This window comes from Qipengyuania marisflavi (genome assembly GCF_005884405.1).
Lineage (GTDB): Bacteria > Pseudomonadota > Alphaproteobacteria > Sphingomonadales > Sphingomonadaceae > Qipengyuania > Qipengyuania marisflavi.
Genome location: NZ_VCAO01000002.1, coordinates 242,459 through 268,490, shown reverse-complemented (window position 1 = coordinate 268,490; position 26,032 = coordinate 242,459). Strand labels below are relative to the sequence as shown.

Genomic DNA, 26,032 nt, shown 5'->3' with positions numbered 1-26,032 from the left:
TTTAAACCACATAACGCAGCGTCAGGCCGCTGGGCCCGATGGCGTAAGCGCAGTCCGGGAAGTGGTCGCCGTCGACCTGTACGGGCGTCACACAGCGGTTGAAACTGGCGCGGCGAATACTACGGATTTCGGCCAGGCGCAGCTTGGCGATGGGCAGGTGCAGCATCGCCGCCAGTGCCAGTGCGAGCGTGCCCAGTCGGGTCGAGCGGTGCAGCGTAATAAGCTCCACCGCATCGGCTGTCAGGGCCGCTTTGGGGCTGAGGCGGAATGGCCCGGCGAACAGTGCGCCGTGCGAGGCTATGACCGCCTCTGCCTCGCATTCGAACACCTCTCCCGTCGCGAGCTCACCGCGAACAGTCATCGGATTGCGCGGCCAATCCCGCATCTGTCGCAGCAGTGCCACGACATAGGCATAGCGGCCGATCCGCATCTTGAGCGCGCTGGACACTCGCGACACCGCATGGCTGTCGGGGCCGATGCTGAGGCATGACACCACTGGCAATTCGCCCAGCGTATAAAGCGGAGCGTGGACCCAGCTGTCCTGCCCGCGATCCCACGCTGCCCGCAACGCGGACGCGAATTTGCGCGGTTCTGCTGCATAGCCAAGCTCGCGTGCGACCAGATTGATCGTGCCGGTGGGCGCGACGCACAGCGGGACTTGCCCGGCAGCAGTTCCCAGCGCCGCGACTGTATCGCGCAATGCGCCATCGCCGCCGTGGATGCACACCAGTTCGCACCCTGCGCTGACCTGAATTGGTTCAAGCGAAGTTTCGCGCTGGGTAACCGCAAAGCCCTCTGCCGCCAGAGCCTCGACCAACGCAGCGAGGCGCGGTGCGCGAAAGCCGCCCGAGTACGGGTTATAGAACAGGTCGATGCGGATCACACCGCAGGCTTAGCCAAGCGCTTGCTGCAAAGCCAACACCCTGTACCCTCAGCGGCAAAATTGCGGGGCAAATCGCGCCGCGCCTTGCCTGTCGGCGCCCTTCACGGCATAGGCGCGCCCACAGTTTCGCGCCGTCCGATCCGAAAGGCCTGCCCATGAAAGTCCGCGTGTTCGTAAACCTCAAGCCCGGTGTGCTCGACCCGCAGGGCCGTGCTGTCCACCATGCGCTGGAAGGATTGGGCTTTGCCGGTGTCGAAGATGTCCGCATTGGTCGGATGATCGAACTTGACGCCGCCGACGACACCACTGACGAAGCGCTCGACACGATGTGCCGCCAGCTGCTCGCCAATACGGTGATCGAAAACTACCGGATCGAGAAAGAGCCCGCATGAGCTTTCGCACCGCAGTCATCACCTTTCCGGGTTCCAACTGCGACCGCGACATGGCGGTGGCGCTGAAGACTGTATCGGGACAAGCCCCGCTGCGTGTCTGGCACGGCGATGCCGAACTGCCCGAAAGCCTCGATTTCATCGTGCTGCCCGGCGGGTTTTCCTATGGCGACTATCTGCGCTCTGGCGCGATGGCAGCACGCAGCCCGATCATGCGCGCGGTGATCGCCGCAGCCGGGCGCGGCGTGCCCGTGCTGGGCGTGTGCAACGGCTTTCAGGTGCTGACCGAAGCGGGGCTGCTGCCCGGCGCGCTGATGCGCAATGCGGGGCAGACTTTCATCTGCCGCACCGTGGCACTGACGGTCGAGAACACGCAATCGCTTTTCACGGCGGGCTATGACGCGGGCCAGACGATCAACATCCCAGTGGCGCATCACGATGGCAATTACTTTGCCGATGACGATACGCTCGACCGGATTGAGGGCGATGGCCGCGTGGCGTTCCGCTATGCCGATAATTGCAACGGATCACGGCGCGATATCGCCGGGCTGCTGAATGCAGCGGGCAATGTGCTGGGCATGATGCCGCATCCTGAACGGGCGGTTGAACCTGCGCATGGCGGAACCGATGGCCGCGCCTTGTTCGAAAGCGCTATCAAGGCGTTGGCAACCGCCTGATCAGGCGATTTTGCGCTGCTCGTCAGCCGCTTTTCGCGTGAAAATCTTGATCACATCGGCTGGTGGCATTGGTCGGCCGAAGTGGAAGCCCTGGATTTTGTCGCAGCCGAGTTTGCGGATCATTTCGGCTTCTTCTTCATTTTCGACGCCTTCGGCGGTGGTGGTCATTTCAAGGCTTTCAGCCATCGCCACCACGGCGCGGATGATAGCCAGGCTCTCACGGCTGTTCTGCGCGGCGCCCTGCACAAAGCTGCGGTCGACCTTGATGGTCGAGAAGCTGAGTTTGCGCAGATAGCCAAGCGAGGAATAGCCTGTTCCGAAATCGTCGAGAGCGATTGAGCAACCCAGCGCCATGCACTGTTCCAGCGCCTTGCGGGCAATGTCCGCGTCGCGCACAAAAATGCTTTCGGTAACCTCGATTTCCAGCCGCTTGGGGTCCAGGCCACTGTGTGACAGAGCCCGCACGACCACAGTAACGAAGTCTGGCTCAAGCAGCTGCTCGGGCGAGACGTTGATGTTGACCTTCACGTCTTCGGGCCAATTGGCAGCCGCCTCACGGCAGGCCTCCTGCATGATCCAGGTACCAATTGGGACGATCAGGCGAGTGTCTTCGGCCAGCGGGATAAATTTGCCCGGGCTGATGAAACCATGCTCGCGGCTGTTCCAGCGCACCAGAGCTTCGAAACTGACGATGGTTTCGCTGTAAGCGTCCACAACCGGCTGATAATGGAGCAGCAATTCCTGCTTCTCCAGCGCACCGCGCAGCGAGAATTCCAGCTGGCGCTTTTCCTCGGCCATCGCATGGAGCGAGGGTTCGTATTCGAAATATTCGCCGCCGCCGGCATCTTTCGCACGGTACAGCGCCAGATCGGCGTTACGCAGCAATTCTTCGACGGTCCGGCCATCGCGCGGGCCAATCGATGAGCCAATACTGGCACCAACATAGAGCACCTGATTTTCAATCAGATAGGGTTCGGACAGGCGGGCAATGACCTTGCGGGCCAGCGCTTCGATCCGCTTGCGATCCGACGCATCGCGGATGACAATGGCGAACTCGTCACCCCCAAGCCGGCCGCACAGTTCGCCTTCGGTCATGACGGCCTTAATGCGCCCCGCCACTTCGGCCAGCATCTGGTCGCCGACCAGATGGCCCAGCGAATCGTTGATCGCCTTGAAGCGGTCAAGGTCGACCATCAGGAAGGCGCAGCGTGTGCGCCACTGTTCTGCATAGTGCAGCGCCTCGGCCACCGATTCATTAAGCATCAGGCGGTTTGGGAGCTGGGTCAGCGTATCATAGCGCGCCAGATAAGCGATCTTCTCTGAGCTTTCGCGTTGTTCGGTCACATCGGAGCCGACCCCGCGGAAGCCCTGGTAAACCCCGTCTTCATCCATAATCGGCGTGCCCGAAAGCTCCCACCAGCGATGTTCGCCAGCGATGGTGACGCGAACCATCAGATTGGAGAAGTTCTCCTTGCGTTTGATTTTGTCAGCAAGCTCGTGGAGGCTTTGCGGAAACTGGCCGGTTTTCCAGCCATCACCCGAAATCAATTGCAGGAAGGACTGTCCTTCGATCTCGCTGGTGGCACGGCCCAGTGCGAAGGCGAAACGCGGCGATACCCCGGACAGGCGGCGGCGCGTGTCGATCTGCCATAGCCAATCGGCCTTGCCTTCCTCAAACTCGCGCAGCAGCATGGAGACGACCTCGGTCTTCTCCTGCATCTGCGTGTCCGACATACGGGCACCTAAGGCGATACGCGAACCTTCGACCACACCAAATGCGGCGAATATCGTCGTTGCGAGAATGACCGCCGCTAGCGTCAGCTGGAGCGTCACCAGGCTGGCCAGAAACACACAGCTGCCCAGGGCCAGCGTAAAGGTAATAGAGCTGAGCGGTGCGCTGTAACGGCTGGCGCTGGTCAGCAGGATCAGCAGCGCTGCAATGCTCCACAGCATCAGCAGCTGGCTTTGTCCGCCCATCACAGCAAACAGGAAGATGCCAAAGCCCCAGGCGAACCCCTTGAACGCCGCGCCGATCGCATGGCGTTTCATTTCATCAAAGGTGAACGTCCGAACATCGGCATCGCCGAGCTTCATTTCGTCACGCGCGGTGAGCGTTACGGCAACAGCCAGAGCTATGCCCCAGACCGCCAGCGATCCCGGATAGGCAAATCCCCAAAGGGTAACACAGGCCAGAACGAACGAAATCGCATGAACCACGGCGCGCAGCTTGGTGCGGTCTTTCAGCAGGGCATATTGCGACCCGTGGAAACGCGACCAGTCAGCGCTTCCAGGCGCTTCCAGTCCGATCACCTGTCGCGCCGAAATCGGCGCCGCAATTGTTGCGATATCTGGTTTTGGATTGCTCACGACACCCGCGATAGGTGCGAAAGGTTATATCCCGGTAAAGACGCTGTGGACCGTGTTCGCCGCGTTTGAACATCACTTTAACATTTGATGGCAGAACAAGAGCTTATTCGACAGTTACTGACTTTGCCAGATTGCGCGGCTGGTCGACATCGGTGCCCTTCACGCACGCCGTATGATATGCCAGCAATTGCACAGGAATCGCATAGACCAGGGGCGCGATCAGCGGGTGAACCCGCGGCATCTCGATGGTGGCGATGCAACCCTCACCCGCCAGCGCCAGCCCCTCGGCATCGGAAATCAGGACGATTTTGCCGCCACGGGCGCGGACTTCCTCCATGTTGGAGACTGTTTTTTCGAACAGCGGGCCAGAGGGTGCCAATACGATCACCGGCACCAGATCGTCGATCAGCGCAATGGGTCCATGCTTCATTTCACCACTGGCATAACCTTCGGCATGAATGTAGCTGATTTCCTTGAGTTTTAGCGCGCCTTCCAGCGCCAGGGGATAGTCCGGGCCGCGGCCTAGATAGAGGACATCGCGCGCCGGAGCGATAAGATGCGCCATCGCTGCAATATCATCATCGTGATCAAGCGCGGCGTTCATGCAGGCCGGTGCTTCGAGCAAGTGCTCGACAACATCATGTTCTTCTTCGCGGCTCATCAATCCCTTGCGCACCGCCATATGTGCGGCCAGTGCGGCCAGGACGGCCAGCTGGCACGTGAATGCCTTGGTGCTGGCCACCCCGATTTCCGGACCCGCGTGGGTCGGCAAAAGCAGATCAGCTTCGCGCGCCATGCTGCTGGTGGGCACGTTGACCACGGCCCCGATGATCTGGCCATTTTCCTTGCAATGCCGCAGCGCCGCCAGCGTATCGGCAGTTTCGCCGCTTTGTGAGATGAACAGCGCCAGCCCGCCCGGCTTCAACACTGGATCACGGTAGCGAAACTCGCTTGCCACATCGATATCGACAGGGACGCGAGCGAATTGTTCGAGCCAGTATTTGGCAACCATACCGGCGTAAAATGACGTCCCGCAGGCGACAATCGTGACCCGGTCGACCGAACCGATATCAAAATCGAATTGCGGCAATGCCACCGAATTGTCCGACCGGCGCAGATAGGAGGACAGCGTCTGCGCGACCACGGTGGGCTGCTCGAAAATCTCTTTCTGCATGAAGTGGCGATAATTGCCCTTTTCCACGGCAGCCGCCGAAGCGCCGGAGATCGTGACCTTGCGGGTGACCGCCTCGCCATCCTCATCATAAATGGTAGCGCCATCGCGCGTTATGACCGCCCAGTCGCCCTCTTCCAGATAGGCAATCCGCTGTGTCAGCGGGGCCAATGCCAGCGCATCCGAACCGAGATAGGTTTCCGCGCCCTCGCCATCATCACCATATCCGATGACCAGCGGCGACCCACGCCGCGCGCCAATCAGCAATCCCGGATAATCGCGGAAGGCAATGGCCAGGGCAAAGGCACCGCGCAGACGAGGTAGAACTTCGCGCACCGCATCTTGCGGGCTGGCGCCGTCCTCAACCTGTTTGGAGACCAGATGCGCCACCACCTCACTGTCGGTATCGCTGTCCAGCGTGCGACCTTGCGCGATCAGCTCGGCGCGCAATTCCTTGTAATTCTCGATGATGCCATTGTGGACCAGCGCCACCTGCTCGGTAGCGTGGGGATGCGCATTGCGCGCCGTCGGGGCACCGTGGGTGGCCCAGCGCGTGTGCGCGATGCCGATGGTGCCGGGCGCGGGATCATCGGCCAGCACAGCGGCCAGATTGGCCAGCTTGCCTTCAGCCCGGCGGCGGACCAGCACGCCGCCGTGAACCGTGCAAATGCCTGAACTGTCATAACCGCGGTATTCCATCCGCCGCAGTCCTTCGACCAGCAGTTCAGCAACCGGCCGGTCGCCAACGATCCCGATAATGCCGCACATATACGCTGCCCTTCTTGCTGCCTGCCGTATTATTACGGCTTAGCCGCTATTCGTGCCCAATCAATTGCTGGACTGGATCTGGCGCGGAGTGGTCCACCATAGAAACAACCCGGCCCTGATGATAATGGCCGCAACAACCAGTGTCAGCCTGTCGGGGACATCGCCAAACAGCCACCAGCACCGGGATATAGGTAGTGCGTGCGATCACTGCAGCCCCTGACCGAAACATTGCTCACAGACCCCTGCCCATTAGGGAAAAATCAAGGTTTCCTTTTTATTCACCAAACTTCGAGAGACGGACTTTGCCTTGAATGGGCACGGTTCAAACACAGCGAATCACGGATTATTCCGCGGGGGTTTACGGGCATGAGCGCATTTGGACGGAAGAACGGGCCGGCAGGGATGAGCCCGGGCGCGCGTCCGCAATTCGGCGTCGCCAAACCTATGCGTGGCGGTTCGCCCACCCCGTCCAAGAAACAGGATGATGGTGCAAGCGGCGGCGAGCAATTCCCGCCCTTGCCCGATAATGACACGCCCGCGCCCGGCGCAGGCGGCTCTGGTCAGCAAAATGGCGATGCGATGGCGCGTCTGGCCGAACGGTCGAACGCCATCCACGATGGCAATTCCGAAGTCGGCGGGTTTGAAGCCAGCGTTCACAAGATCAAGGAACAGGTGCTGCCGCGCCTGCTCGAACGGGTCGATCCCGAAGCTGCGGCGACGCTGTCCAAGGACGAGCTGTCCGAAGAATTCCGCCCGATTATCATGGAAGTGCTGGCCGAACTTAAGGTCACGCTGAACCGCCGCGAACAGTTCGCTCTGGAAAAAGTGCTGGTCGACGAGCTGCTGGGCTTTGGCCCGCTCGAAGAATTGCTCAACGATCCCGACATCTCGGATATTATGGTCAACGGTCCTGACCAGACCTATATCGAGAAGAAGGGCAAGCTGGTCATGGCCCCGATCCGTTTCCGCGATGAACAGCATCTGTTCCAGATCGCACAGCGGATTGTGAACCAGGTCGGCCGCCGCGTCGATCAAACCACGCCGTTGGCCGATGCCCGTCTCAAGGACGGCAGCCGTGTCAACGTCATCGTGCCGCCGCTCAGCCTCAAGGGCACGGCGATCTCGATTCGTAAGTTTTCCGAGAAGCCGATCACCATCGATATGCTCAAGGACTTTGGTTCGATGAGCGAGAAGATGGCGACCGCGTTGAAGATTGCCGGTGCCTGCCGCATGAACGTCGTCATTTCCGGCGGTACGGGTTCGGGCAAGACAACCATGCTCAACGCCCTGTCAAAAATGATTGACCCGGGCGAACGCGTGCTGACGATCGAGGATGCGGCCGAGCTGCGTCTGCAACAGCCGCACTGGTTGCCGCTGGAAACCCGTCCGCCAAACCTTGAAGGCCAGGGCGCGATTACGATTGGCGATCTGGTGAAGAACGCCCTGCGTATGCGGCCAGACCGCATCATCCTGGGCGAAATTCGCGGCGCAGAGTGCTTCGATCTGCTTGCCGCCATGAACACCGGCCATGATGGTTCGATGTGTACGCTTCACGCCAACAGCCCGCGCGAATGCCTTGGCCGTATGGAAAACATGATCCTGATGGGCGACATCAAGATCCCCAAGGAAGCCATCAGCCGCCAGATCGCCGAATCAGTCGATCTGATTGTGCAGGTCAAACGTCTCCGCGACGGTTCACGCCGCACCACCAACATCACCGAGGTGATCGGAATGGAAGGCGACGTCATCGTCACGCAGGAGCTGTTCAAGTTCGAATATCTCGACGAGACCGATGACGGCAAAATTCTGGGCGAATTCCGCCCGTCCGGCCTGCGCCCCTATACGCTTGAGAAGGCCCGTCAGTTCGGCTTCGATCAGGCCTATCTGGAAGCCTGCCTCTAAGTTTGCGTCAGCCCTGCAGCAATACAGGGACTGCAACTGCCAGCATCCCTCCGCCGATCACGGCGAATCCGACGAACAGCCCCGTCCACGGCACCCAGCCGACACGGTGGATCTGCGCGCGCTTCATCCGCCGCCGTTCCATCAGCGAGGCGATCCCGGCAAGCAGCACAAACAGTGCGCCCCACAGGGCCAAGCGCTCTGCATCGCTGGCAAACAGCAGGAAATCGGGTTGGAAGCTGTTCATCGTGCGCGGATATGGGGGGCCGGTTCCGCCGCGACAATGGATGCGATGGGAACCCATTTCAGGTTTTCCCGTTTTATACCCAATACGCTCAAAAAACGAGCTCTTCGGGAAAGCAACAACATGGTACGCAAGATTCTTATCGCCGTCGGAATTACCGCAATGTCACTTTCGGCAGCGGCTTGTAACACCGTCCGCGGCGCTGCCGCCGATGTCGAATCCGTAGCAAACGAAGTCGACGACGCTATCTGATTAGAGGCAAAGCAATTGCCGAGACGTCCGCCCTCACCGGCGGACGTGTTGTTTGGCCGCCAAATTTGTACGGGCGGGTTTGGCTGAGATTTATTGCCAGCGACCTTGCGCGCGGGCACGCCGTTCCCTGATCGCCAACCAAACCAACAGGCCGATTGGCCCTGCGAAGAAGGTCGCCAGCAGGATCGGGGCCTGCCCAATTCGCGAAAAACCCTTGGCATCGGCGTCACGTGCAATCCAGATGCCCACGAACAGGTCAAAGGCGAGGTAATGCGTCCAGCCGAGAACCACCGCTCCTTGTGAGCGGAACAGGTCCATCAGTCCGGCGACCGAATAATTGGCCAGATCGGGTGCAGCAAGACCGGCATCGCGCAATGGATCAAACCATCCTCCCATTAGCCCGGCAAACATTACCGCATAGGCAATGCAGAGCAGGCCGACGCCCAGATACAGGATTGCCGCCATCAGCGCGGGCCACCGCGGCAGCAGGATCAGCGCCGCCCAACCCAGCAGCGCCAGAGCGTTGGTCGCGCTGAAAAGACCCTCCCACATCGCCGCTAGACCTCGTCCGCTGCCAATTGCGGCAGGCTGCGTGCCGCGCGCAGTATCGCGTCATGGTCATGCACAAACCGCCCCCGCACCGGGCGCATGGCCAGCGCCAGTGCCGCATCTGCCACCGTTTCGGCTCGCACACCGCGATATTTACGGAATTGCCCGTGCAACAGCAGATTGAGGATGGGTGCAGCAGCGATGCCTAGCCGCTCTGCCGGCCGCCGGTCGTTGGCGCGGTTACCGCGCAGCAGGCCGGGGCGCAGGATGTCGAGCCGGTTGAACCGGAGCTTGGCCAGATCACGCTCAACCTCGCCTTTGACCCGCAGATAAAACGTCTTGGATGCCACATCTGCACCCACAGAACTGACGTGGACGAAGGTTTCCACGCCATATTCCTTGGCCGCCTCCGCTGTGGCCAGAACCAGATCCTGATCGACAGCGCGAAACGCTGCTTCATCCTGTCCGGCCTTGTTCCATGTGGTGCCCAGCGCGCAGATCATGGCGCGGGGGCGGACTGCTTCAATCACTTCGCCCCACTTGTCAGGCTCGGCCACGAACAGCTCCATGCGAATGCCGCTGGGCAGCTTGGCCTCACGCCGCGCAATGCCAGTCAGCCGCAAATCCTCACGCCCGACACAGGCGCGCATAACAGTGCTGCCAATCAGGCCGGTGGCACCAATTAACCCAATGCGAACCGGATCAGACATTGCTCAATCCCTCTGGTGCGCGGCCGTAGATATGGTGGCACTGGTCGATGGCGAACCGGTCAGTCATCCCGGCGATGAAATCGGCGATATGGCGGCTGCGCTGCGGTTCATTATCGGGAAGTCCGGCCAGCCAGCTGTCGGGCATGGTCTGAGGATCCTGATGGTAAGCAACGAACAGCCGCCCGATGACGTCCCGCGCCCGTTCCGCCGTCGCCAGCTGCGTCTGGTGATAATACAGCCGCTGATACATGAAAGCTTTCAACCCGCGTTCCTCATCGCGCATCGCGGGGGAGAAGCTGCCGATCTGGCGGCCCGCAGCGCGCACGTCATCGCTGCTCGTCATGCCCTTCACCTGCGCGCGCGTATGGTGGAGCACATCATTGACCATCAACCCGATCTGGCTGCGGACCAGTTCACGCAGCTGGCGATCCCGCGGCGCAGTGGGGAAGCGCTGTTCGACCCCTCGCCATTGATCGGCAAGGAAATCAACCGACAGCAGATCGTCCAGATCAAGAAAGCCCGCGCGAAGGCCGTCATCGATATCGTGATTGTCATAGGCAATATCGTCCGCCACCGCCGCAATCTGCGCCTCCAGCGAGGGCCATTGACCCAGCTCGAGCGGAAAATCGGCGTCAATTTCGGCAAGGGCCCAATTTGGCGCGCCGACCGGCCCATTGTGCTTGGCCAGCCCCTCCAGCGTTTCCCATGTCAGGTTCAGCCCCTCATGGTCACAATAGGGACTTTCCAGCGACACCAGCGTGCGCAGGCCTTGTGCATTGTGGTCAAATCCTCCGGCCTGGATCATCGCCTCTTCCAGTGCTTTCTCCCCTGCATGGCCAAACGGCGGGTGGCCAATATCATGAGCCAGACACAGCGCTTCGGTCAGATCCTCGTCCAGGCCCAGTTCGCGCGCGATCACGCGCCCGATTTGCGCGACTTCGATGCTGTGAGTCAGCCGGGTGCGATAGTGATCACCATCAGGCGCGATGAACACCTGCGTTTTGGAGCGCAGGCGGCGGAAGGCGATGGAATGCACGATCCGGTCGCGGTCGCGCTGGAATTCGCTGCGCGGTCCGCGCGTCCCGGCGCGCTCTTCAGCAAAAGCACGGCCGCGCGAGGCGGCGGGGTCGGCGGCGTAGGGGGCTTTGTCCATGAGTGCGCGAGGCTTAGGTCAGCACGCCAGCCCAGACAACGTGAACAGATCACGAACCCGCGGTGAAAGCGGATGAAAAGACGGGGCCGCGCGCCTTGTGACACGCGGCCCCGTCATTGCGTCAGTGGATCAACCGATCAGTTGATACCGATAGTGTCGGCATTGCCGTCCGGATCGCCCTTGACCGTTCCGCCGCTGCGCGGGGTGCCGAGCAACAGCAGGCCGGCCATGTGCGGGGCAGCCATCGAGGTGCCCGAAAGCGTGGCATAGCCGCCATCCTTATAGGTCGAGAAGATCGAGGAGCCGGGCTCCGCGAAATCGACCGGCGGGTTGCCGTAGTTCGAGAAACTCGACCAGTTGTCACCCTGTGCGAAGGACGAGATAGTGTAGATGTTCGGGTGGTTGGCGGACGCGGGCGATTTGGTGTTTGCGTCAGTGGATTCGTTACCCGCAGCCAGAGCAAACTTGAGTCCCTTCTGCGCTGCAGCGATCACCGCATCGTTCAGCGCCTGGCTGAAACCGCCGCCCAGGCTCATATTGGCGACATCGCCAGCCGTGAATGTGGCTGCCGCATAGTCGACACCGGCAATCACGCCGCTGTTCGAACCCGAACCGCGCCGGTCGAGAACCTTGACCGCGACGATTTCAACGCCCGGAGCAACCCCGACAACACCGATATTGTTGCCCTTGATCGCACCAATGGTGCCCGCGACATGGCTGCCGTGGCCATTGTTGTCGTCAGCAGTGCTTTCCCGCGTGAACACGCGCGACAGCGAGGTGTTCACATTCAGATCGGGGTGGGTGAAATCCACACCGGAATCGATCACCCAGGCGCGGCGGGTTGAGCCGGTCTGGCCGCCGCCTACGCGGGTGATACCCCAGGGTGTGGTTTCAGCTGGCTGGGTGCCGCCGCCGCCACTGCCGGGCTTGCCCTTCTTCGCCTTCACATCGACGGTCGACATGATCTGGTCCTGCTCGCAGAAAGCGATGCGCGGGTTGTTGGCCTGCATCTTGGCCACGCCCTGAGCAGAAGCATTTACGGCAAAACCGCGGATCGTGTTCTGATAGGTGTGCTTGACCTGCGCCGCAGCGGCACGGGCCGAACGGTTGGCTTCAGCCTTGACCTGCCCCTTGGCGACAAGGCCCGGATTGAACACGCAGATATACGAATTATCGATTTTCTGCGCCGCAGCAGGCGCAGCAGTTCCGGCTGCCGCAAGCGCAACGATGCTCGCGGTCGCCAGGCGACCCCAGGTAATTTTCATATTAGCAATCCCTTCCCAAAGATTTGAGAAGGACAGACTGACGCGCAATTTGGGAAACGCAATCGCGTAATGGTTAATTTCAACACAAAATTGCGATTGTGTTACGCGGTAGTCACATTGTTGCGGGGTCAGCCGCTTCCCAAAATCCAGTCCGCCGCCGCGCGGCAGTGAATTTCGGTTGAATCGAACACCGGCAGCACATTGGCATTGGTGTCGACTACCATTTCCAATTCGGTGCACGCCAGAACGATCGCTTTCGCCCCATGCTTGTCTTTGTGCGTAATGATCGTCTTGAGCGCGCGTTCGGCATCACGCGTGACACGGCCCAGCATCAATTCCTTGTAAATGATGCCATCCACCATCTCGACCTCTTCTGGCAGAGGCGGCAGCAAATTGACGCCATGCGCCACCAGACGCTGGCGATAGAAGCTTTCGGTCATAACGAAACGCGTACCCAGCAAGGCTGCATTTTCGCATTCTGCATCCTGCATCGCCTTTCCCACGCTATCGGCAATGTGCAGCACCGGGATCGATACGGCTTCGGCAACCTGATCATAGACCTTGTGCATGGCGTTGGCGGCTATCACCAATCCTTCTGCCCCGGCGCCCTCAAGACGCTTCGCGGATTCCACCAGAACACCGGCGATATGGTCCCAGTTTTCGCTCTGTTTGCTGTTGTAGATCTGCGCGTAATCGAGACTTTCGATCAGCAATGGCGCGCTCGACATGGCCGGCCCGCTCTTCTGGATCATCTTGTTGATCCGTTCGTAATATGCGCGGGTCGAGATCCAGCTCATCCCCCCGATCAGCCCCAGCTTGCGCAAATTCAAACCCCTTTATGTCGCAGATATCCAACCCCGGAACGGGGCTGCCCTCATATCTTGGCTAACGGTCGGATTATCGCGCAGTTCCAGCGCCGGAGGATTGTGACGCAGATAACACGTCGCCCAGCCAGCTTTGCAGGTCAGCGCTGCTGCGCTCCGGCGCTTCTTCCATCGGGACGTGACCGATGTCGGGATAATGAACCAGCGTGGCGTTGGGCAGATGCTGCATGAACCAGCCAGCCGCCTCGTATGGGATCAGCGAATCTTCCTCCCCCCACATCACCAGAGTTGGCACCTGCACCTGTGCCACCGCCGCTCCATCGAAAGCGGAGCGCGGTGTGGCAAAGCGCCGCAGTGTGGCAGTGCGGTTGCCCGGATAGCGCGCCATTTCCCAATAGCGATCTACCGCCTGCGGCGTAACAATCGCCTGATTGTAAACGCTCTGCGAATAGCTTTTCTCGACCAGAGAGCGCGGAGTAATCTCGGCCATCACCTTGTTCAGCCCGGGAATTGCCGCAAGCTTGAAAAACAGATTGCCGCCGCCCTCTCGCTTGATCGGCGCGCCAGAGGCATCGACCAGCACCAGCGCATCCAGCCGCTCGGGATGTGCCATAGCATATGCCAGCGCAATGCCGCCGCCCATCGAATTGCCCGCCAGAGTGAAGCGCGTCAGCCCAAGCGTATCGGCAACTTCATTGACGCCCGCCACAAAGCTGGTCTGCGCATAATCGCCGTTCCGCGCCGGGCCGGTGAGGCCGTGACCGATCTGGTCGAACCGGATGACGCGATAAGTCTCGCGCAGAGCCTCGGCCCAGGGCTGCCAGGTGTGCAGATCGGCATTGGAACCGTGCAGCAGCATAATCACAGGCGCATCGCGCGGCCCCTCGTCACGCATATGGACGGTAAGACCGCTGGGTAGCTCGACGAATTGTGACGGCGCTCCACCATATTTTGCGCGCATTTCATCAGGTTCAGTATCGGGGACACGGAAGATCAGGAACAGCGCGGCAAGCACAACCACCACGCCGCCAAGAAAGCGCCAGAGCCATTTCATTGCGCAGACATTTCTTCGATCCAGCGACGCACTGCGGCCACCCCGTCATCATCGACCGTTGCCTTGCCCAATTCGGGCATGGCAACGCCAGGATCTTCGCTCAGCATCCGGTGGACCAGAATGGATTCTTCAGGCTTGCCGGGGACGATGTCAAACAGATGCGTGCCCGCCCCGCGTCCGGCGGCAACGGGGCGCTTTCCGATGCCCAGTGCATGGGGATCGTTTTGCTCCCAGCGTAAATCCAGCCCGCTGTTCGACGCGGTCGCGCCGGGGCGATGACAATGCGCGCAATTGACGTCGAGATAGGCGCGCGCAGCGGCCTGCGCCGATGCACTGGCTCGGTCTTCCCACATGGGCAGCGTGTCTGCGCCGTCAGGCAGCGTATCGAGATGGCCCGCCGACACCATGTCCGCCAGCCAGTCCTTGGACAGATTGCGCGCCTTGGGACCAATCGGAACCACTGCCCCATCCAGCCCGTGGCATTCCTTGCACTGGTTCTTGTTCGGCACCCGGTACGAGATTTGCTCGCCCCCTGGTGTTTTCAGCGCCACCCGCGCACCGGCAACCGCCAGCTTGGCCTCGGTCTGCTCTTCATTCCACAGATAGGGCAGCGCCACCCACCCGCTATCTCGGTGCAGTAGCACACGGGTTTCGATCAGGCGGCGCGTATCACCCTCGCCAAAGGCGAAGGTTTTTATCAGCGCACTGCCGACTGGAAGGTTCAGCAGCCCTTCGCCGTGGGCCTGTGCCTGTGCCTGTGCCCCGGCGGGCACATAGACGAAGCGCAATTTCTCCGCCCCGTCGGAAAACAGCGGGGTGTTGAGCCGGTATGCCGTGACGCCTTTCCCCGGCACCTGCGCGCACGCATCGGCGAAGAAACCATATGCGGACAGAACGCGCGGCATCGCGTCATCGCGGATTGCCGCCTCGTCGACGCTGCCAGCAGGGGTGGCGCTGACCGCAACTGCCCCAGCCAGCGCCAGCGCGGCGGCTGCAAAGACGCCAAAGTGCTTCATCCCGCCAACCGGGCCTCAAGCGCGGCAGGCGCGCCGATGCCTTCGCGGTAGAAGATATCCTCTGGCGGCGGAGCTTGCAGCGGGCCTGGCGTGGCGCCCGTCAGCCCCTTGCCCTGTTCGGGCAGGTTGAGGTTCCAGCCGGTAATCCCTGGCGCGATCCGCACGGTGCCCGGCGCGCCCAGCCCGTCCCACATCACCGGGGGCAGTTCGCCGCCAAACGCCGCCAGCAGCATCTCTGCGCCTTCCATCTGCGGGTCATAGCCGCCGCCTTCGATCAAGTTCGCACCGACCACCACATTGCGCGGCAACGGGTTGTAACGCGGGTCGTCGAACCCTTGGGTATAGGCCACGATCATGATCGGCGCAGTCGGGTTGCGTGACAGGATGTTGTCCTGGATCAGCACGCGGTCATTGGCCATCACCAGAATACCCGTTCCCCGGCGCACCCCGGCGACGATATTGCCGGGTGGTGCGAAATTGGGGGTTTCATTGGCTACAACCAGATTGTTTTCGACGATCACATTGCCGCCGCCCATCACGGGCAGATTGGGCAGGTCGAACACCAGAATACCGCCCGTATTGCGCGTCGCCACATTGTGCGTGACGAGCGCATTGCGGCTGTTTTCAATCTCGATCCCGGCAACATTTGCCTCGGCGATGGAATTGCGCACAGTGATGTGATTGGACTGGCCGACATAGATGCCCGCATCCGATGCGCCCGACACCTTGCAGCCATCAATCAGCACGCCGTCGCTTTCGACCGGATAGATACCATATGCGCCATTGGTGGCCTTTGGTCCGCCGGTCCACGTCACGCGGATTCGCTGATAGATGATATTGTCCGCGCCCTTGGACTTTACGCCGTCACCTTTGGGATTTTCGAGCGCGAAGTCGCGCATGGTGACATTGTCGCTGGTGACCAGCAGCCCCTCGCCTGATCCCTGCTGGCCGGTGAAGTCCAGCACAGTTTCGTCCATCCCCTCGCCGCGAATGGTCACGCCGTCGACATCCAGGCTCAGCCCATCACTGATCGCATAGCGGCCTGCGGCCAGCACGATCTCGTCACCCGGTTGCGCCAGGATCAGCGCTTCCTGCAAACGCTCCTGAGCGCCCTCACCTGCGGCTATGCTGTGGGTTTCGGCCCATGCGGGTGCGGCGCTGGCAAGCAGGGCGGCGGCAATCGTCAGTCGGATCATCATGAGTCTCTCCCTTGCAACCCATTGTGGCGCAAGGCGAGCGGAATGCAAGCGGCCCTATCGCGAAGGTGATGCCATCCCAAACGCACACATCGCCGCAGAAGAGGCTGCAACCTCAATAACTTCGGGGTCGTCGATCCGGCGCACACGTTCCAGCAGGCCGGAAAGATTGGTCGGGACCACGCTTTCGCCCTCCTCCGGCTCCAGCCGTTCCAGCTTGCGCAACTGAACGACCGTCAGCCGCTCGGTCAGCCGCGTCGCCATACAGGCGGCCATCGGCTGCGGCAGACCATTGGCGACCAGCGCGGTTTCAATCCGCGACTGCGCCACCCGGTCCAGCCCGCCGCCAAATACGAACCACGCACCTACCGCCAATGCGGCCGCCACCAGCCCGATAATGACAGCGCGTTTCACTGCGCCACCTCAATCCATCGCCTTGACGATTTCTTCGACCATCTTCTTGGCGTCGGACAGCAGCATCATGGTCTGGTCCATGTAGAACACGTCATTATCGACCCCGGCATAGCCGACGCCGCCCATGCTGCGCTTGATGAAGAACACCTGCTTGGCCTTGTCCACATCGAACACCGGCATGCCGTAGATGGGCGATGATTTGTCGGTTTTGGCCGCCGGGTTCACCACGTCGTTCGCGCCGATGATGAAAGCTACGTCCGCCTGCGCAAACTCGCTGTTGATGTCTTCCAGCTCGAACACCTTGTCGTAATCGACCGATGCTTCGGCCAGCAGCACATTCATGTGCCCCGGCATACGTCCGGCGACGGGGTGGATGGCGAACTTCACGTCCACGCCCTTTTCCTCGAGCACGTCGGTCATTTCGCGCAAGGCGTGCTGCGCCTGCGCCACCGCCATGCCGTAGCCGGGGATGATGATGACCTTTTCCGCCTGTTCGAGCATGAACGCCGCATCCGCTGCGCTGCCGGTCTTGTAGGGGCGCTGTTCGCGCGCCTCGCCGCCGCCAGCGCTGGCATCCGCGCCAAAGCCGCCCGCGATGACGGAAATGAAGCTGCGGTTCATCGCGCGGCACATGATGTAGCTGAGGATTGCACCCGACGACCCAACCAGCGCGCCGGTGATGATCATCGCCGTATTGCCCAGCGTGAAGCCCATCGCCGCTGCCGCCCAGCCCGAATAGCTGTTCAGCATCGAGACAACGACCGGCATATCCGCCCCGCCGATGGGGATGATCAGCAGGAAGCCAATGACGAAGGCCAGTACCGTCATCGCGATGATGAGCGGCATGGTTTCAGAAGGTCCGGCCATGGCAAACAGCGCGGTGAGTACAATAATCGCCGCCAGCGTGCCGAGGTTGATGACATGGCGCGCGGGCAGCAGGATCGGCGAACCGCTCATCCGCCCGGACAGCTTGAGGAAAGCTATTACCGAACCGGAGAAGGTGATCGCCCCGATAGCGATGCCGAGTCCCATTTCGATCTTGGAAACCGCCCCGATGCCAGTTTCGGTCAGCAGGCCGAAAGCGCCCGGATTCAGATAGGCCGCCCAGCCCACCAATACCGCAGCGAGGCCAACGAGCGAGTGGAACGCTGCGACTAGCTCAGGCATCGCGGTCATGGCGATGCGGCGGGCGATAACGAGACCGATCACGCCGCCCACTGCAATGGCTATCAGGATTTCGATTAGGTTCGCGATGTCGTGCGTCACCAGCGTGGTCACGACCGCTACAGCCATGCCGATCATGCCGAAGCGGTTGCCCGTCCGGCTCGTCGCGGGCGAGGACAGGCCGCGCAGCGCGAGGATGAAGAATACGCCCGACACGAGATAGGCGAGCGCGACCCAAGGGTTCACCGGACCGTGCGACGTTGCCACCTCTGCCGTCTGCATTGCCATCTGGTCATAAGTCATCGGATTTGTCGGGCTGCAATCATCGCGAATGCATTCAGCAACCGGTGCGGAAGCGAGGAGAAAGATCATCACCTCTTCTCCTTCTTCTTGTACATCGCCAGCATTCTCGCGGTCACTGCAAACCCGCCGAATATATTCACGCTTGCGAGCACGATGCCGAGCAGCCCCAGCCACTTCGCCCCCGGCACATCCGCCGCCGCCGCCGCGATCAGCGCGCCGACGATGATCACGCTGGAAATGGCATTGGTCACCGCCATCAGCGGCGTGTGCAGCGCGGGCGTTACCGACCAGACCACGTAATAGCCGACGAAACACGCCAGCACGAAGATCGACAGAATAGCTATGAAATCCAAATCAGCCCCCAAAACCGCTCTGGACAACCTATCGCAAAGCTTGGTGGCCGTGTCGAGCGGGTTGGTCTGCGGATCAGTCATCCAATAGTCTTTGCCACAGGAAACGCCGGTCCCCTTGCGGAAACCGGCGTCCTGTCTTGCAACCAGCAAAAGGGGTTACATGCTGGGGAGCAAGACCCCGTTCACAACATGGATTACGCCGTTCGACTGCATGACGTCGGCCTGTGTCACATAGGCGCTGCTATTGTTCATTCCCATGATCATGACGCTGCCGCCCTGCATATGGAAAGTGAGGTTTTCGCCTGCGACAGTTTTATACATCGCGGTGCCGCCGCCAGCCTTGATCTTGGCCATGATGTCAGCGGCGGTAATCCGGCCCGGCACCACATGATACGTAAGCACCTTGGCCAGGTCCGACTTCATCGACGGCATCATCAGGCTGTTGAGCGTGGCGCTGGGGACTCGCGAAAACGCTTCGTCAGTCGGCGCGAATACCGTGAAAGGTCCGGCGGAATTGAGTGTGTCAACCAGCCCGGCAGCCGTCACAGCCTTGACCAGCGTGGTATGGATTGGCGAATTCACCGCATTTGCGACAATTGTCTTGTTGGAATACATCGCTGCGCCGTCAACATAGGCGACATCGTCCATATTCATGTCGTCCATCGCCATATCGCCGGACATCATGCAGCCGCCCAGTGCAAGCGCGCCAGCAAGTGGCAGCATACTCGCGTAAATTCTCTTAATCATAGTGATCTCCTGTTCCCGCCCATATGTTTATAACGAGGCAAGTGATCAAAAAGGTGCAAATTTATTTCAGCCTATCGTTCACAACCGCGCCGCCCTGCGTCAGCCGCACGGCATCGCCGATTTCCTCGTCCAGCACTGGTTTGCCCGCCTCCTTGTCCCAGAATGCAGACAGGAAATTATAGAGGTTGCGTGAATATAGCGCGCTGGCGTCGGCGGCCAGATGGGTGGCGGTGTTGGAATAGCCGATGATTTTCACGCCGTGGCGTTCCATCAGCCTGCAATTTCTTCCGCTAGAAAATCTTCGAGCGTCGCCAAGGCCTCTGAAAAGTCTTCACGCCCTGTTTCGAGTCCGTCGCAAACCAATTCTATCTGGGCCAGCTCTTCATTCGCGTCATGCGCGGCACGCTCGTAAGCCCCCAAGAGACCTAGACTTTCAGCGCTCTTCTTGATGCGTGCGATCCGTTCATCGAAAGGCGGTATGGGCGCGTGTTCAGGTGATCCTGCACAATGAGAAGCCCAAACCATGCTTTCGACGGATTCCCCGAACGTGCGTTTGTCCTGCGGCGATGCGATTGTGCACGCAGCAACGAATAAGGTGCCGCCCAGAAATACGTCTTGGAATCGGAATTGACGTATCAACCCGACAGCCTCTCGTTCACGACCTTCCCGCCCTGCGTCAGACGGACGGCGTCGCCGATTTCATCGTCCAGCACCGGCTTGCCCGCCTCCTCGTCCCAGAAGGCCGACAGAAAATTGTAAAGATTGCGAGCGAACAGCGCCGAGGCGTCTGCCGCGAGGTGTCCTGCAGTATTCGAATAGCCGACGATTTTCACGCCGTGCTTCTCGACGGTCTGGTCGGGCTGCGAGCCTTCCACATTGCCGCCCTGTGCCACGGCAAGGTCGAAAATTACGCTGCCGGGTTTCATGCTGGCGATCTGCGCGTCGGAGATCAGCCGCGGCGCGGCGCGGCCGGGGATCAGCGCGGTGGTAATGACGATATCCTGCCTGGCGATATGTTCTGACACCAGCTTGGCCTGTGCGGCCTTGTATTCGTCGCTCATTTCGGTGGCATAGCCGCCCGAACCTTCGCCTTCGATGCCTGCGACTTCCTCCACAAAAATCGGTTTGGCGCCCAGCGATTGGATCTGCTCTTTGGTTGCCGACCGCACATCGGTGGCGGAAACCTGTGCGCCCAGCCGCTTGGCCGTGGCAATCGCCTGAAGCCCGGCCACGCCCACGCCCATCACGAACACCCGCGCCGCTTGAATGGTGCCAGCGGCGGTCATCATCATCGGAAAGGCGCGGCCATAGGTGTCAGCCGCCGCGATCACTGCCTTGTAACCCGACAGGTTTGACTGGCTTGACAGCACATCCATGCTTTGCGCGCGGGTAATGCGCGGCATAAACTCCATGCTCAGCGCCTCATATCCGGCGGCGGCATAGGCATCGACCCGCTCGCGCTGCATGAAGGGATCGAAACTGGCGGCGACCCATGCGCCGGGCTTCGCGCCCGCCAGCGCGGCAACTGTGGGGGCCTGGATACCCAGCACAATGTCCGCATCCCTGACCGCCGCCGCTGCCGGGCAAAGCTCGGCCCCGGCATCGCGAAAGGCGGCATCAGGGATCGAAGCGGTGGTGCCCGCGCCTTCCTCGACTGCGACGCTGGCACCCAGGGCGATGAATTTCTTCACCGTTTCAGGCGTGGCGGCAACCCGGCTTTCGCCCGGCGCCTGTTCCTTCAACACCGCAATCCGCATCGGCGCGGCAGTCAATTCGAAATCAGAAAGACGACGACAGCGGTAATGACGGCCAGCAGCGGGATCGACCATTTGAGCTTGCCGATGAAGCCGTCATAAGTCTTGGCGTGGGCTTTGTGATCGTTGGCCGATTCCATGCGTAAATCCTCGGAATTGTGATGGGACAATTGCGGGTGGGTCTATCGCGCAGCGGGGCCTTGCTCAAGCCCGCTGTGCGCAGCCATCCCCGAAACAGGCTTAATCGGGTTTTTACATCTTCTGGGTAGGGATTTGGGTGTGCCCTGCCCATTTCCGGGTCCGGGACACTCGGGAACCACCCCGCGGGAGCAGCCATGGCGACTATCGACACGCCCCTGCTGATGCTGATTGATGACGAACCGGCACAAAGCCGGCTGGTGTCCGCGCTGGCGGCGCGTGAAGGCTGGCGCTCGCTGGTGGTGACCGATTGCGAAGAGGCTCTGGCGGCGCTGGCCAGCGAAGACGGGGCCGAGGTCGCGGCCATCCTGATCGACCAATGGGTGCCCGGCGACGATGCCTGCGATTTTATCCGTAGTCTGCGCGCAGCGCGCCCGGCACTGCCCATCCTGATGGTGACCGCCAGCGCCTCGCCGCTCCAGGCCGTCGAGGCAATGCGCGCAGGGGCCACAGACTATCTGATCAAACCCATTGCGCCCGAACGGCTGCTGTCCGCGCTGCGCAGTGCCACGCGCAGCACCCGGCCGCGAGACGAGTTGCAACCCTTGTCCGAAAAGTTTCAGACCGTGCTCGATTTCGATGCGATGGTCGGCACTGCCCCGCCATTCCGCACCGCTCTGGCCAAGGCCGCAACGGCGGCGCGCGGGCATGGCCATGTGCTGGTCGAAGGCGAAAGCGGCACTGGCAAGGAAATGCTGCTGCGCGCGATGCACGCCTCCAGCATGCGTGCCAAAACGGCGATGCGGCTGGTCAATTGTGCCGGAATGCCTGCCGGGTCGCTCGATTCGCTTCTGTTCGGTCACGAGAAGGGTGCCTTTGCCGGTGCGTTCGAAAGCCAGGTCGGGCTGCTCCAGCATTGCGATGGCGGCACGCTGGTGCTTGACGACATCGACCGGCTCGACATTGCGCAGCAGGACCGGCTGGCCGAGGTGCTGCAAAGCGGTATCGTCCGTCCGACCGGCGCTGCACATGGCTTCAAGATCGACATCCGCGTACTCGCCTCCACTGATCACCCGCTCGACGAACTGACCGAGGCTGGCGAATTCTCCGCCGCCCTGCTGGAAGCGCTTTCGGCCACCCGCATCCATATGCCGTCGCTGCGCGAGCGGATCGGCGATGTGCCCGGCCTGACACGCTATTTCCTCGCCAAGATCGCCGAGCAGCCGGGCCTCCAGCATCACTCCATCGCCGACAGCGCGCTGACCCTGCTCGAAGCCTATGAATGGCCGGGCAATGTCCGCCAATTGCAGGCGGTGCTGTTCCGCGCCGCGGTGTTCTGCGACGGCGAGGCGCTGACCGCCGACAGCTTCCCGCAATTGTCGCAATTGCTGGGCGACAGCCCTGATCGCGGCGAGAGCCGGGCGCGCGGGCTTGGCGTGTTGCTATACGCACCCGACGGCAATCTGCGCCCGCTTGACGAGATCGAGGCTGACGTGATCCGCCTCGCCATCGGCCACTATCGCGGCCGCATGACCGAAGTCGCCCGCCGCCTGGGCATCGGCCGCTCGACGCTGTATCGCAAACTCAGCGAACTGGGCATCGACAACGCGGCGTAGTCTGCCCGCAAATCTGTAGGAAAGCGTTTTCTAACCCGGCAAATCCGCAAAGTCGGTCAGCGCCGCATCGCGCAGGCCGCGCCATATGTTGCGCGCCTGTGCTGTCTCCGCAACGTCATGCACGCGCAGCATCTGAACGCCAGCGTTCATGCCCGCCAGCGCCAGCATCAGGCTGCCCCCCAGCCGCTTCTCCACCGGCGCTTCATTGCTCAGCGCCCCGATCATCCGTTTGCGACTGGCGCCCAGCAACAGCGGATGGCCCAGCGCATGGAACAGCGGCAGCGCATTGATCAGCGCCAGATTGTCCGCCAGCGACTTGCCAAAGCCGATACCGGGATCGAGCAGGATCTGCGCGCGCCCGATGCCCGCCGCAATCGCCGCATCGCGCCGCGCCTTCAGAGCATCGAACACGGCGAACACGACGTTGTCATAATCACCGCCGTCATGCAGATCCTCGCCCGCCGCACCCGGAGCGTGCATCAGCACCACCGGACAACCGCGAGCCGCCACCACCTCGGCACTGCGCGGATCATAGGCCAGTCCCGAGACATCGTTGACCATATGCGCCCCGGCATCCAGCGCCGCCTCCATCACCGCGGCCTTGCGCGTGTCGATACTGATCGCCGCCCCCATCGCCGCGCAGGCTTCCACTGCAGGCAGCACGCGGGTGATCTCGTCCCCCTCCCACAGTTGCTCCGCACCGGGCCGCGTGCTTTCGCCGCCAATGTCGATCAGCGCCGCCCCGGCTTCCAGCATCGCGGCGGCATGGTCGCGCGCCACCTCCGGATTGTCGAGGAACTCGCCGCCATCGCTGAAGCTGTCAGGCGTCACGTTGAGGATGCCCATCACCTGCGGCTGGTCGAGCCGGATGGTGCGCGCGCCCAGCTGGAGCGGCGGATGCGCCAGCGTCAAATTCGCCCACTGCTCCTCCGCTTCCGCGCCCACCGCATCGGGCAATTGCCCCAGCACCTCGGCAATACTGTCCGGCGCGGCCAGCCAGCGTTCGGTTACCGCCCCGCCATCGCGCAGGATCACCGCAAAGCGGCTGGCATAGCCCATCCCGCCCCCCAGCCGGATGGCATTGCCATGTTCGGATTGCGGACCGGGGACGAAGGCGATGGGGCGGATGGCGACGGCATGGGTCATTCAGGTTTCTCGCACAGAAGCTGAAACATGGACCGGGTGTTACACGGTCCAAGGGAATAAAAATGCCGGCAGCGCGGATAGAGTGCGTGCGACCATGGAGACTTAAGGAGGCGCTGTGTCATATAGAACCTGATAGCGGCTCATTGGTATGTAGGACAGCCACAACGCCACTCGATACGTCCCCATGGATCAAGTCCGGAGTGATGAAATTTTCACGGGAGGTCTGCCTGATTTGGCTTTCGTCCGCTATCGACCCATAGCGGACATTCGAAGTTTCGATTGATCACTCGTCCTTCGAATGTTCCGCTGCTCGATGAGTTTCGTCGGAAGTTGACTTACCTTGGCTGGCCTGCCGTTGATTTCCCAACCACGAACTGCCGCGCCTGATGCCCAACACAGTGGGGTTTCCTTGATAGTCCTTTCCGCGCACTAAAAAGAAAACGAAGAGCGCGCCGAAGGTAACATAGCCGATGATCCGGAATTCGCCCCCGAATATTATCATCAGCAGTGTCAAGCCGGGCGCAACCCAGTAGAGGAAAAAGAGAATGAAGCGGTTCCATGCGCTGGCCATCCGCAACACCTACAATCTGCTGAGACATTAACAAGTGTTTCAAATGTCCGCTTTCCACCCCAGAAGCAGACCTACCGCCTCAATCCTCCACCGCCAGCAAATACACCTGCCGTGCGGCATCGATCGGCTTCACATCGCCGTCAACTTCGTAGTGCCAGAAGGTCCAGCCGTTGCAGCTGGGGGCGCCTTGCAGGTCCTTGCCTAGTCCGTGGATCGATCCCGCTTGTTTGCCGCACATCAGTGATCCGTCGGCGCGTACGGTCGCCAGCCAGCGGCGTTGTTTGTCGAACAGCTGCGTACCCGGTGTGATATAGCCGTTTTCGACCAGCGCGCCGAAAGCCACCTTGGGGGCGCTGCGGCCGGCCTGCATGGTGGTAAGCGCGCTTTCGTCGAGGGGGAGTTCCTTCTCGATCCGTTTCAGCGCCGCGCCGCGATAAATGCTATCGCGCTCGCAGCCGATCCATTGGCGGCCCAGCCGTTTGGCCACCGCGCCAGTGGTGCCGGTGCCGAAGAACGGGTCGAGCACCACGTCGCCGCGCTCGGTCGTGGACAGCAGCACGCGGTACAGCAGCGCCTCGGGCTTTTGCGTCGGGTGAACCTTGGTCCCGCCTTCTTTCAGCCGTTCCTGACCGCCGCAAATCGGCAGCACCCAGTCGCTGCGCATTTGCAATTCGTCATTGAGCGTTTTCATCGCGCGGTAATTGAAGTGGTATTTGGCCTTTTCGCCCTGGCTCGCCCAGATCAGCGTTTCATGCGCATTGGTGAAGCGGGTGCCGCGAAAGTTTGGCATCGGATTGGCCTTGCGCCACACTACATCGTTCAGGATCCAAAATCCCAGATCCTGCAGGATCGCACCGACGCGGAAGATGTTGTGATAGCTGCCGATCACCCACAGCGCGCCGTCCGGCTTCAGCACACGTTTTGCCTCTGCCAGCCAGGCCTTTGTAAAGGCATCATAAGTCTGAAAGCTGTCGAAGCGGTCCCAATCATCGGTCACGGCATCGACATGGCTGCCATCGGGCCGGTTGAGATCGCCGCCCAGTTGCAGATTGTAGGGCGGGTCGGCGAACACCAGATCAACGCTGGCGGTGGGCAGGCGCTTCATCGCCGCAATGCAATCGCCGTCCAGGATCTGCCCGACTGGCAATTCCCTTGGCAATTCAACTGCGGTTTCAACTGCTTGTGCGCGCTTCTTAGTGGTCTCGATGACCCCCATCCCCATTCCCCTGTCCTGACTTATCCACAGGATGAGTCCAAGCGGCAAAAGGGTCAAGCTTCTATTGCAAAGCGGCGGTTCGGCCGGGCGGGTTTCGTGGAGAGAACGAAAGGAGTCCCCCACAAGATGTTGAGTCCACACAGATTCGCCGGACTCAACATGATGCGGTGTGACCGAACGGACTCGCTTGCCG

General features: G+C 61.2%; 26 protein-coding genes and 1 pseudogene. 4 read left to right on the top strand and 23 right to left on the bottom strand.

All coding sequences use genetic code 11. The features are described 5' to 3' along the window. Position 1 precedes the first annotated feature (1 nt). The gene (locus FEV51_RS05860; RefSeq protein ID WP_138616882.1) at positions 2 to 883 is read right to left on the bottom strand and encodes a diacylglycerol/lipid kinase family protein; all 882 of its coding nucleotides are present in this window, start codon (positions 881 to 883) and stop codon (positions 2 to 4) included. Between the two features lie 155 nt (positions 884 to 1,038). On the opposite strand from FEV51_RS05860, the gene purS reads away from it, so the two are divergent. Together purS and purQ are read left to right on the top strand one after the other, a co-directional pair. Further along, complete coding sequence (gene purS, locus FEV51_RS05855; protein ID WP_138616880.1) at positions 1,039 to 1,275, top strand: phosphoribosylformylglycinamidine synthase subunit PurS; 237 nt, start codon at positions 1,039 to 1,041, stop codon at positions 1,273 to 1,275. Next, complete coding sequence (gene purQ / locus FEV51_RS05850) at positions 1,272 to 1,949, top strand: phosphoribosylformylglycinamidine synthase subunit PurQ (RefSeq protein WP_138616878.1); 678 nt, start codon at positions 1,272 to 1,274, stop codon at positions 1,947 to 1,949. Before purS ends, purQ begins: the two co-directional genes overlap by 4 nt. Here purQ and FEV51_RS05845 read toward each other — a convergent pair whose 3' ends face one another. Together FEV51_RS05845 and glmS are read right to left on the bottom strand one after the other, a co-directional pair. Next, positions 1,950 to 4,316: a putative bifunctional diguanylate cyclase/phosphodiesterase gene (locus FEV51_RS05845; RefSeq protein ID WP_246034459.1), complete on the bottom strand. Its 2,367-nt coding sequence runs from the start codon at positions 4,314 to 4,316 to the stop codon at positions 1,950 to 1,952. Positions 4,317 to 4,419: 103 nt separating this feature from the next. Next, entirely contained in the window at positions 4,420 to 6,255 is a 1,836-nt protein-coding gene (gene glmS / locus FEV51_RS05840; protein ID WP_138616876.1) for a glutamine--fructose-6-phosphate transaminase (isomerizing), read from the bottom strand. Between the two features lie 366 nt (positions 6,256 to 6,621). On the opposite strand from glmS, the gene FEV51_RS05830 reads away from it, so the two are divergent. Further along, positions 6,622 to 8,157 carry a TadA family conjugal transfer-associated ATPase gene (locus FEV51_RS05830; RefSeq protein WP_138616875.1) on the top strand — a complete coding sequence of 512 codons (1,536 nt, stop codon included), beginning with the start codon at positions 6,622 to 6,624 and terminating at the stop codon, positions 8,155 to 8,157. A 7-nt stretch (positions 8,158 to 8,164) separates the two neighbouring features. Here the strand turns inward: FEV51_RS05830 and FEV51_RS05825 are convergent, their stop codons facing one another. From FEV51_RS05825 to FEV51_RS05740, 17 genes and pseudogenes are all read right to left on the bottom strand, one after another. Further along, positions 8,165 to 8,458, bottom strand: a complete 294-nt coding sequence (locus tag FEV51_RS05825; RefSeq protein WP_246034458.1) for a hypothetical protein — start codon at positions 8,456 to 8,458, stop codon at positions 8,165 to 8,167. Positions 8,459 to 8,740: 282 nt separating this feature from the next. After that, on the bottom strand, positions 8,741 to 9,202 hold the full coding sequence (locus FEV51_RS05815) for an abscisic acid-deficient protein Aba4 family protein (RefSeq protein WP_138616869.1): 462 nt from the start codon (positions 9,200 to 9,202) through the stop codon (positions 8,741 to 8,743). Between the two features lie 5 nt (positions 9,203 to 9,207). After that, positions 9,208 to 9,909: an NAD(P)H-binding protein gene (locus FEV51_RS05810; RefSeq protein ID WP_138616867.1), complete on the bottom strand. Its 702-nt coding sequence runs from the start codon at positions 9,907 to 9,909 to the stop codon at positions 9,208 to 9,210. Next, a complete protein-coding gene (locus FEV51_RS05805) occupies positions 9,902 to 11,062 on the bottom strand; it encodes a deoxyguanosinetriphosphate triphosphohydrolase (protein WP_138616865.1) in 1,161 nt (386 codons plus the stop codon). The genes FEV51_RS05810 and FEV51_RS05805 overlap by 8 nt, the downstream gene beginning before the upstream one ends. 137 nt (positions 11,063 to 11,199) lie before the next feature. Continuing rightward, positions 11,200 to 12,327, bottom strand: a complete 1,128-nt coding sequence (locus FEV51_RS05800; protein WP_138616863.1) for a S8 family serine peptidase — start codon at positions 12,325 to 12,327, stop codon at positions 11,200 to 11,202. A gap of 128 nt (positions 12,328 to 12,455) precedes the next feature. Then, positions 12,456 to 13,151, bottom strand: a complete 696-nt coding sequence (locus FEV51_RS05795) for an aspartate/glutamate racemase family protein (RefSeq protein ID WP_138616861.1) — start codon at positions 13,149 to 13,151, stop codon at positions 12,456 to 12,458. Positions 13,152 to 13,224: 73 nt separating this feature from the next. After that, positions 13,225 to 14,205: an alpha/beta fold hydrolase gene (locus FEV51_RS05790; RefSeq protein ID WP_138616860.1), complete on the bottom strand. Its 981-nt coding sequence runs from the start codon at positions 14,203 to 14,205 to the stop codon at positions 13,225 to 13,227. Then, a complete protein-coding gene (locus tag FEV51_RS05785) occupies positions 14,202 to 15,221 on the bottom strand; it encodes an SO2930 family diheme c-type cytochrome (RefSeq protein ID WP_138616858.1) in 1,020 nt (339 codons plus the stop codon). Before FEV51_RS05785 ends, FEV51_RS05790 begins: the two co-directional genes overlap by 4 nt. Then, positions 15,218 to 16,417: a parallel beta-helix domain-containing protein gene (locus FEV51_RS05780; RefSeq protein ID WP_138617271.1), complete on the bottom strand. Its 1,200-nt coding sequence runs from the start codon at positions 16,415 to 16,417 to the stop codon at positions 15,218 to 15,220. Before FEV51_RS05780 ends, FEV51_RS05785 begins: the two co-directional genes overlap by 4 nt. A gap of 57 nt (positions 16,418 to 16,474) precedes the next feature. After that, positions 16,475 to 16,831, bottom strand: a complete 357-nt coding sequence (locus tag FEV51_RS05775; protein ID WP_138616856.1) for a hypothetical protein — start codon at positions 16,829 to 16,831, stop codon at positions 16,475 to 16,477. Positions 16,832 to 16,840: 9 nt separating this feature from the next. Continuing rightward, the gene (locus tag FEV51_RS05770) at positions 16,841 to 18,283 is read right to left on the bottom strand and encodes an NAD(P)(+) transhydrogenase (Re/Si-specific) subunit beta (RefSeq protein ID WP_425466601.1); all 1,443 of its coding nucleotides are present in this window, start codon (positions 18,281 to 18,283) and stop codon (positions 16,841 to 16,843) included. Positions 18,284 to 18,366: 83 nt separating this feature from the next. Beyond that, positions 18,367 to 18,651, bottom strand: coding sequence for an NAD(P) transhydrogenase subunit alpha part 2 (locus FEV51_RS05765; protein WP_138617267.1), 285 nt, complete (start codon positions 18,649 to 18,651; stop codon positions 18,367 to 18,369). 156 nt (positions 18,652 to 18,807) lie between these two features. Beyond that, positions 18,808 to 19,398 carry a fasciclin domain-containing protein gene (locus FEV51_RS05760; RefSeq protein ID WP_138616854.1) on the bottom strand — a complete coding sequence of 197 codons (591 nt, stop codon included), beginning with the start codon at positions 19,396 to 19,398 and terminating at the stop codon, positions 18,808 to 18,810. 61 nt (positions 19,399 to 19,459) lie between these two features. Next, a pseudogene (locus FEV51_RS05755) lies at positions 19,460 to 19,675 on the bottom strand (NAD(P)(+) transhydrogenase (Re/Si-specific) subunit alpha); the annotation flags it as partial. Continuing rightward, positions 19,669 to 20,037 carry a hypothetical protein gene (locus FEV51_RS05750; protein WP_138616852.1) on the bottom strand — a complete coding sequence of 123 codons (369 nt, stop codon included), beginning with the start codon at positions 20,035 to 20,037 and terminating at the stop codon, positions 19,669 to 19,671. The gene FEV51_RS05750 and the pseudogene FEV51_RS05755, both read right to left, overlap by 7 nt. Beyond that, positions 20,034 to 21,155, bottom strand: a complete 1,122-nt coding sequence (locus FEV51_RS05745) for an NAD(P) transhydrogenase subunit alpha (RefSeq protein WP_138617265.1) — start codon at positions 21,153 to 21,155, stop codon at positions 20,034 to 20,036. Before FEV51_RS05745 ends, FEV51_RS05750 begins: the two co-directional genes overlap by 4 nt. Positions 21,156 to 21,166: 11 nt before the next feature. Then, positions 21,167 to 21,292, bottom strand: a complete 126-nt coding sequence (locus FEV51_RS05740; protein ID WP_138616850.1) for an aa3-type cytochrome c oxidase subunit IV — start codon at positions 21,290 to 21,292, stop codon at positions 21,167 to 21,169. A gap of 195 nt (positions 21,293 to 21,487) precedes the next feature. Here FEV51_RS05740 and FEV51_RS05735 point away from each other — a divergent pair, with 195 nt between their 5' ends. Next, entirely contained in the window at positions 21,488 to 22,906 is a 1,419-nt protein-coding gene (locus FEV51_RS05735) for a sigma-54-dependent transcriptional regulator (RefSeq protein WP_138616848.1), read from the top strand. A 30-nt stretch (positions 22,907 to 22,936) separates the two neighbouring features. Here FEV51_RS05735 and folP read toward each other — a convergent pair whose 3' ends face one another. The 3 genes from folP to FEV51_RS05720 form a co-directional block, all read right to left on the bottom strand. Beyond that, a complete protein-coding gene (gene folP, locus FEV51_RS05730) occupies positions 22,937 to 24,052 on the bottom strand; it encodes a dihydropteroate synthase (protein WP_138616846.1) in 1,116 nt (371 codons plus the stop codon). A 283-nt stretch (positions 24,053 to 24,335) separates the two neighbouring features. Next, positions 24,336 to 24,623 (bottom strand): hypothetical protein, encoded by a 288-nt coding sequence (locus tag FEV51_RS05725; RefSeq protein WP_171033051.1) that lies wholly within the window; start codon positions 24,621 to 24,623, stop codon positions 24,336 to 24,338. Between the two features lie 79 nt (positions 24,624 to 24,702). Continuing rightward, positions 24,703 to 25,839: a site-specific DNA-methyltransferase gene (locus tag FEV51_RS05720; RefSeq protein ID WP_425466594.1), complete on the bottom strand. Its 1,137-nt coding sequence runs from the start codon at positions 25,837 to 25,839 to the stop codon at positions 24,703 to 24,705. Positions 25,840 to 26,032 lie beyond the last annotated feature (193 nt).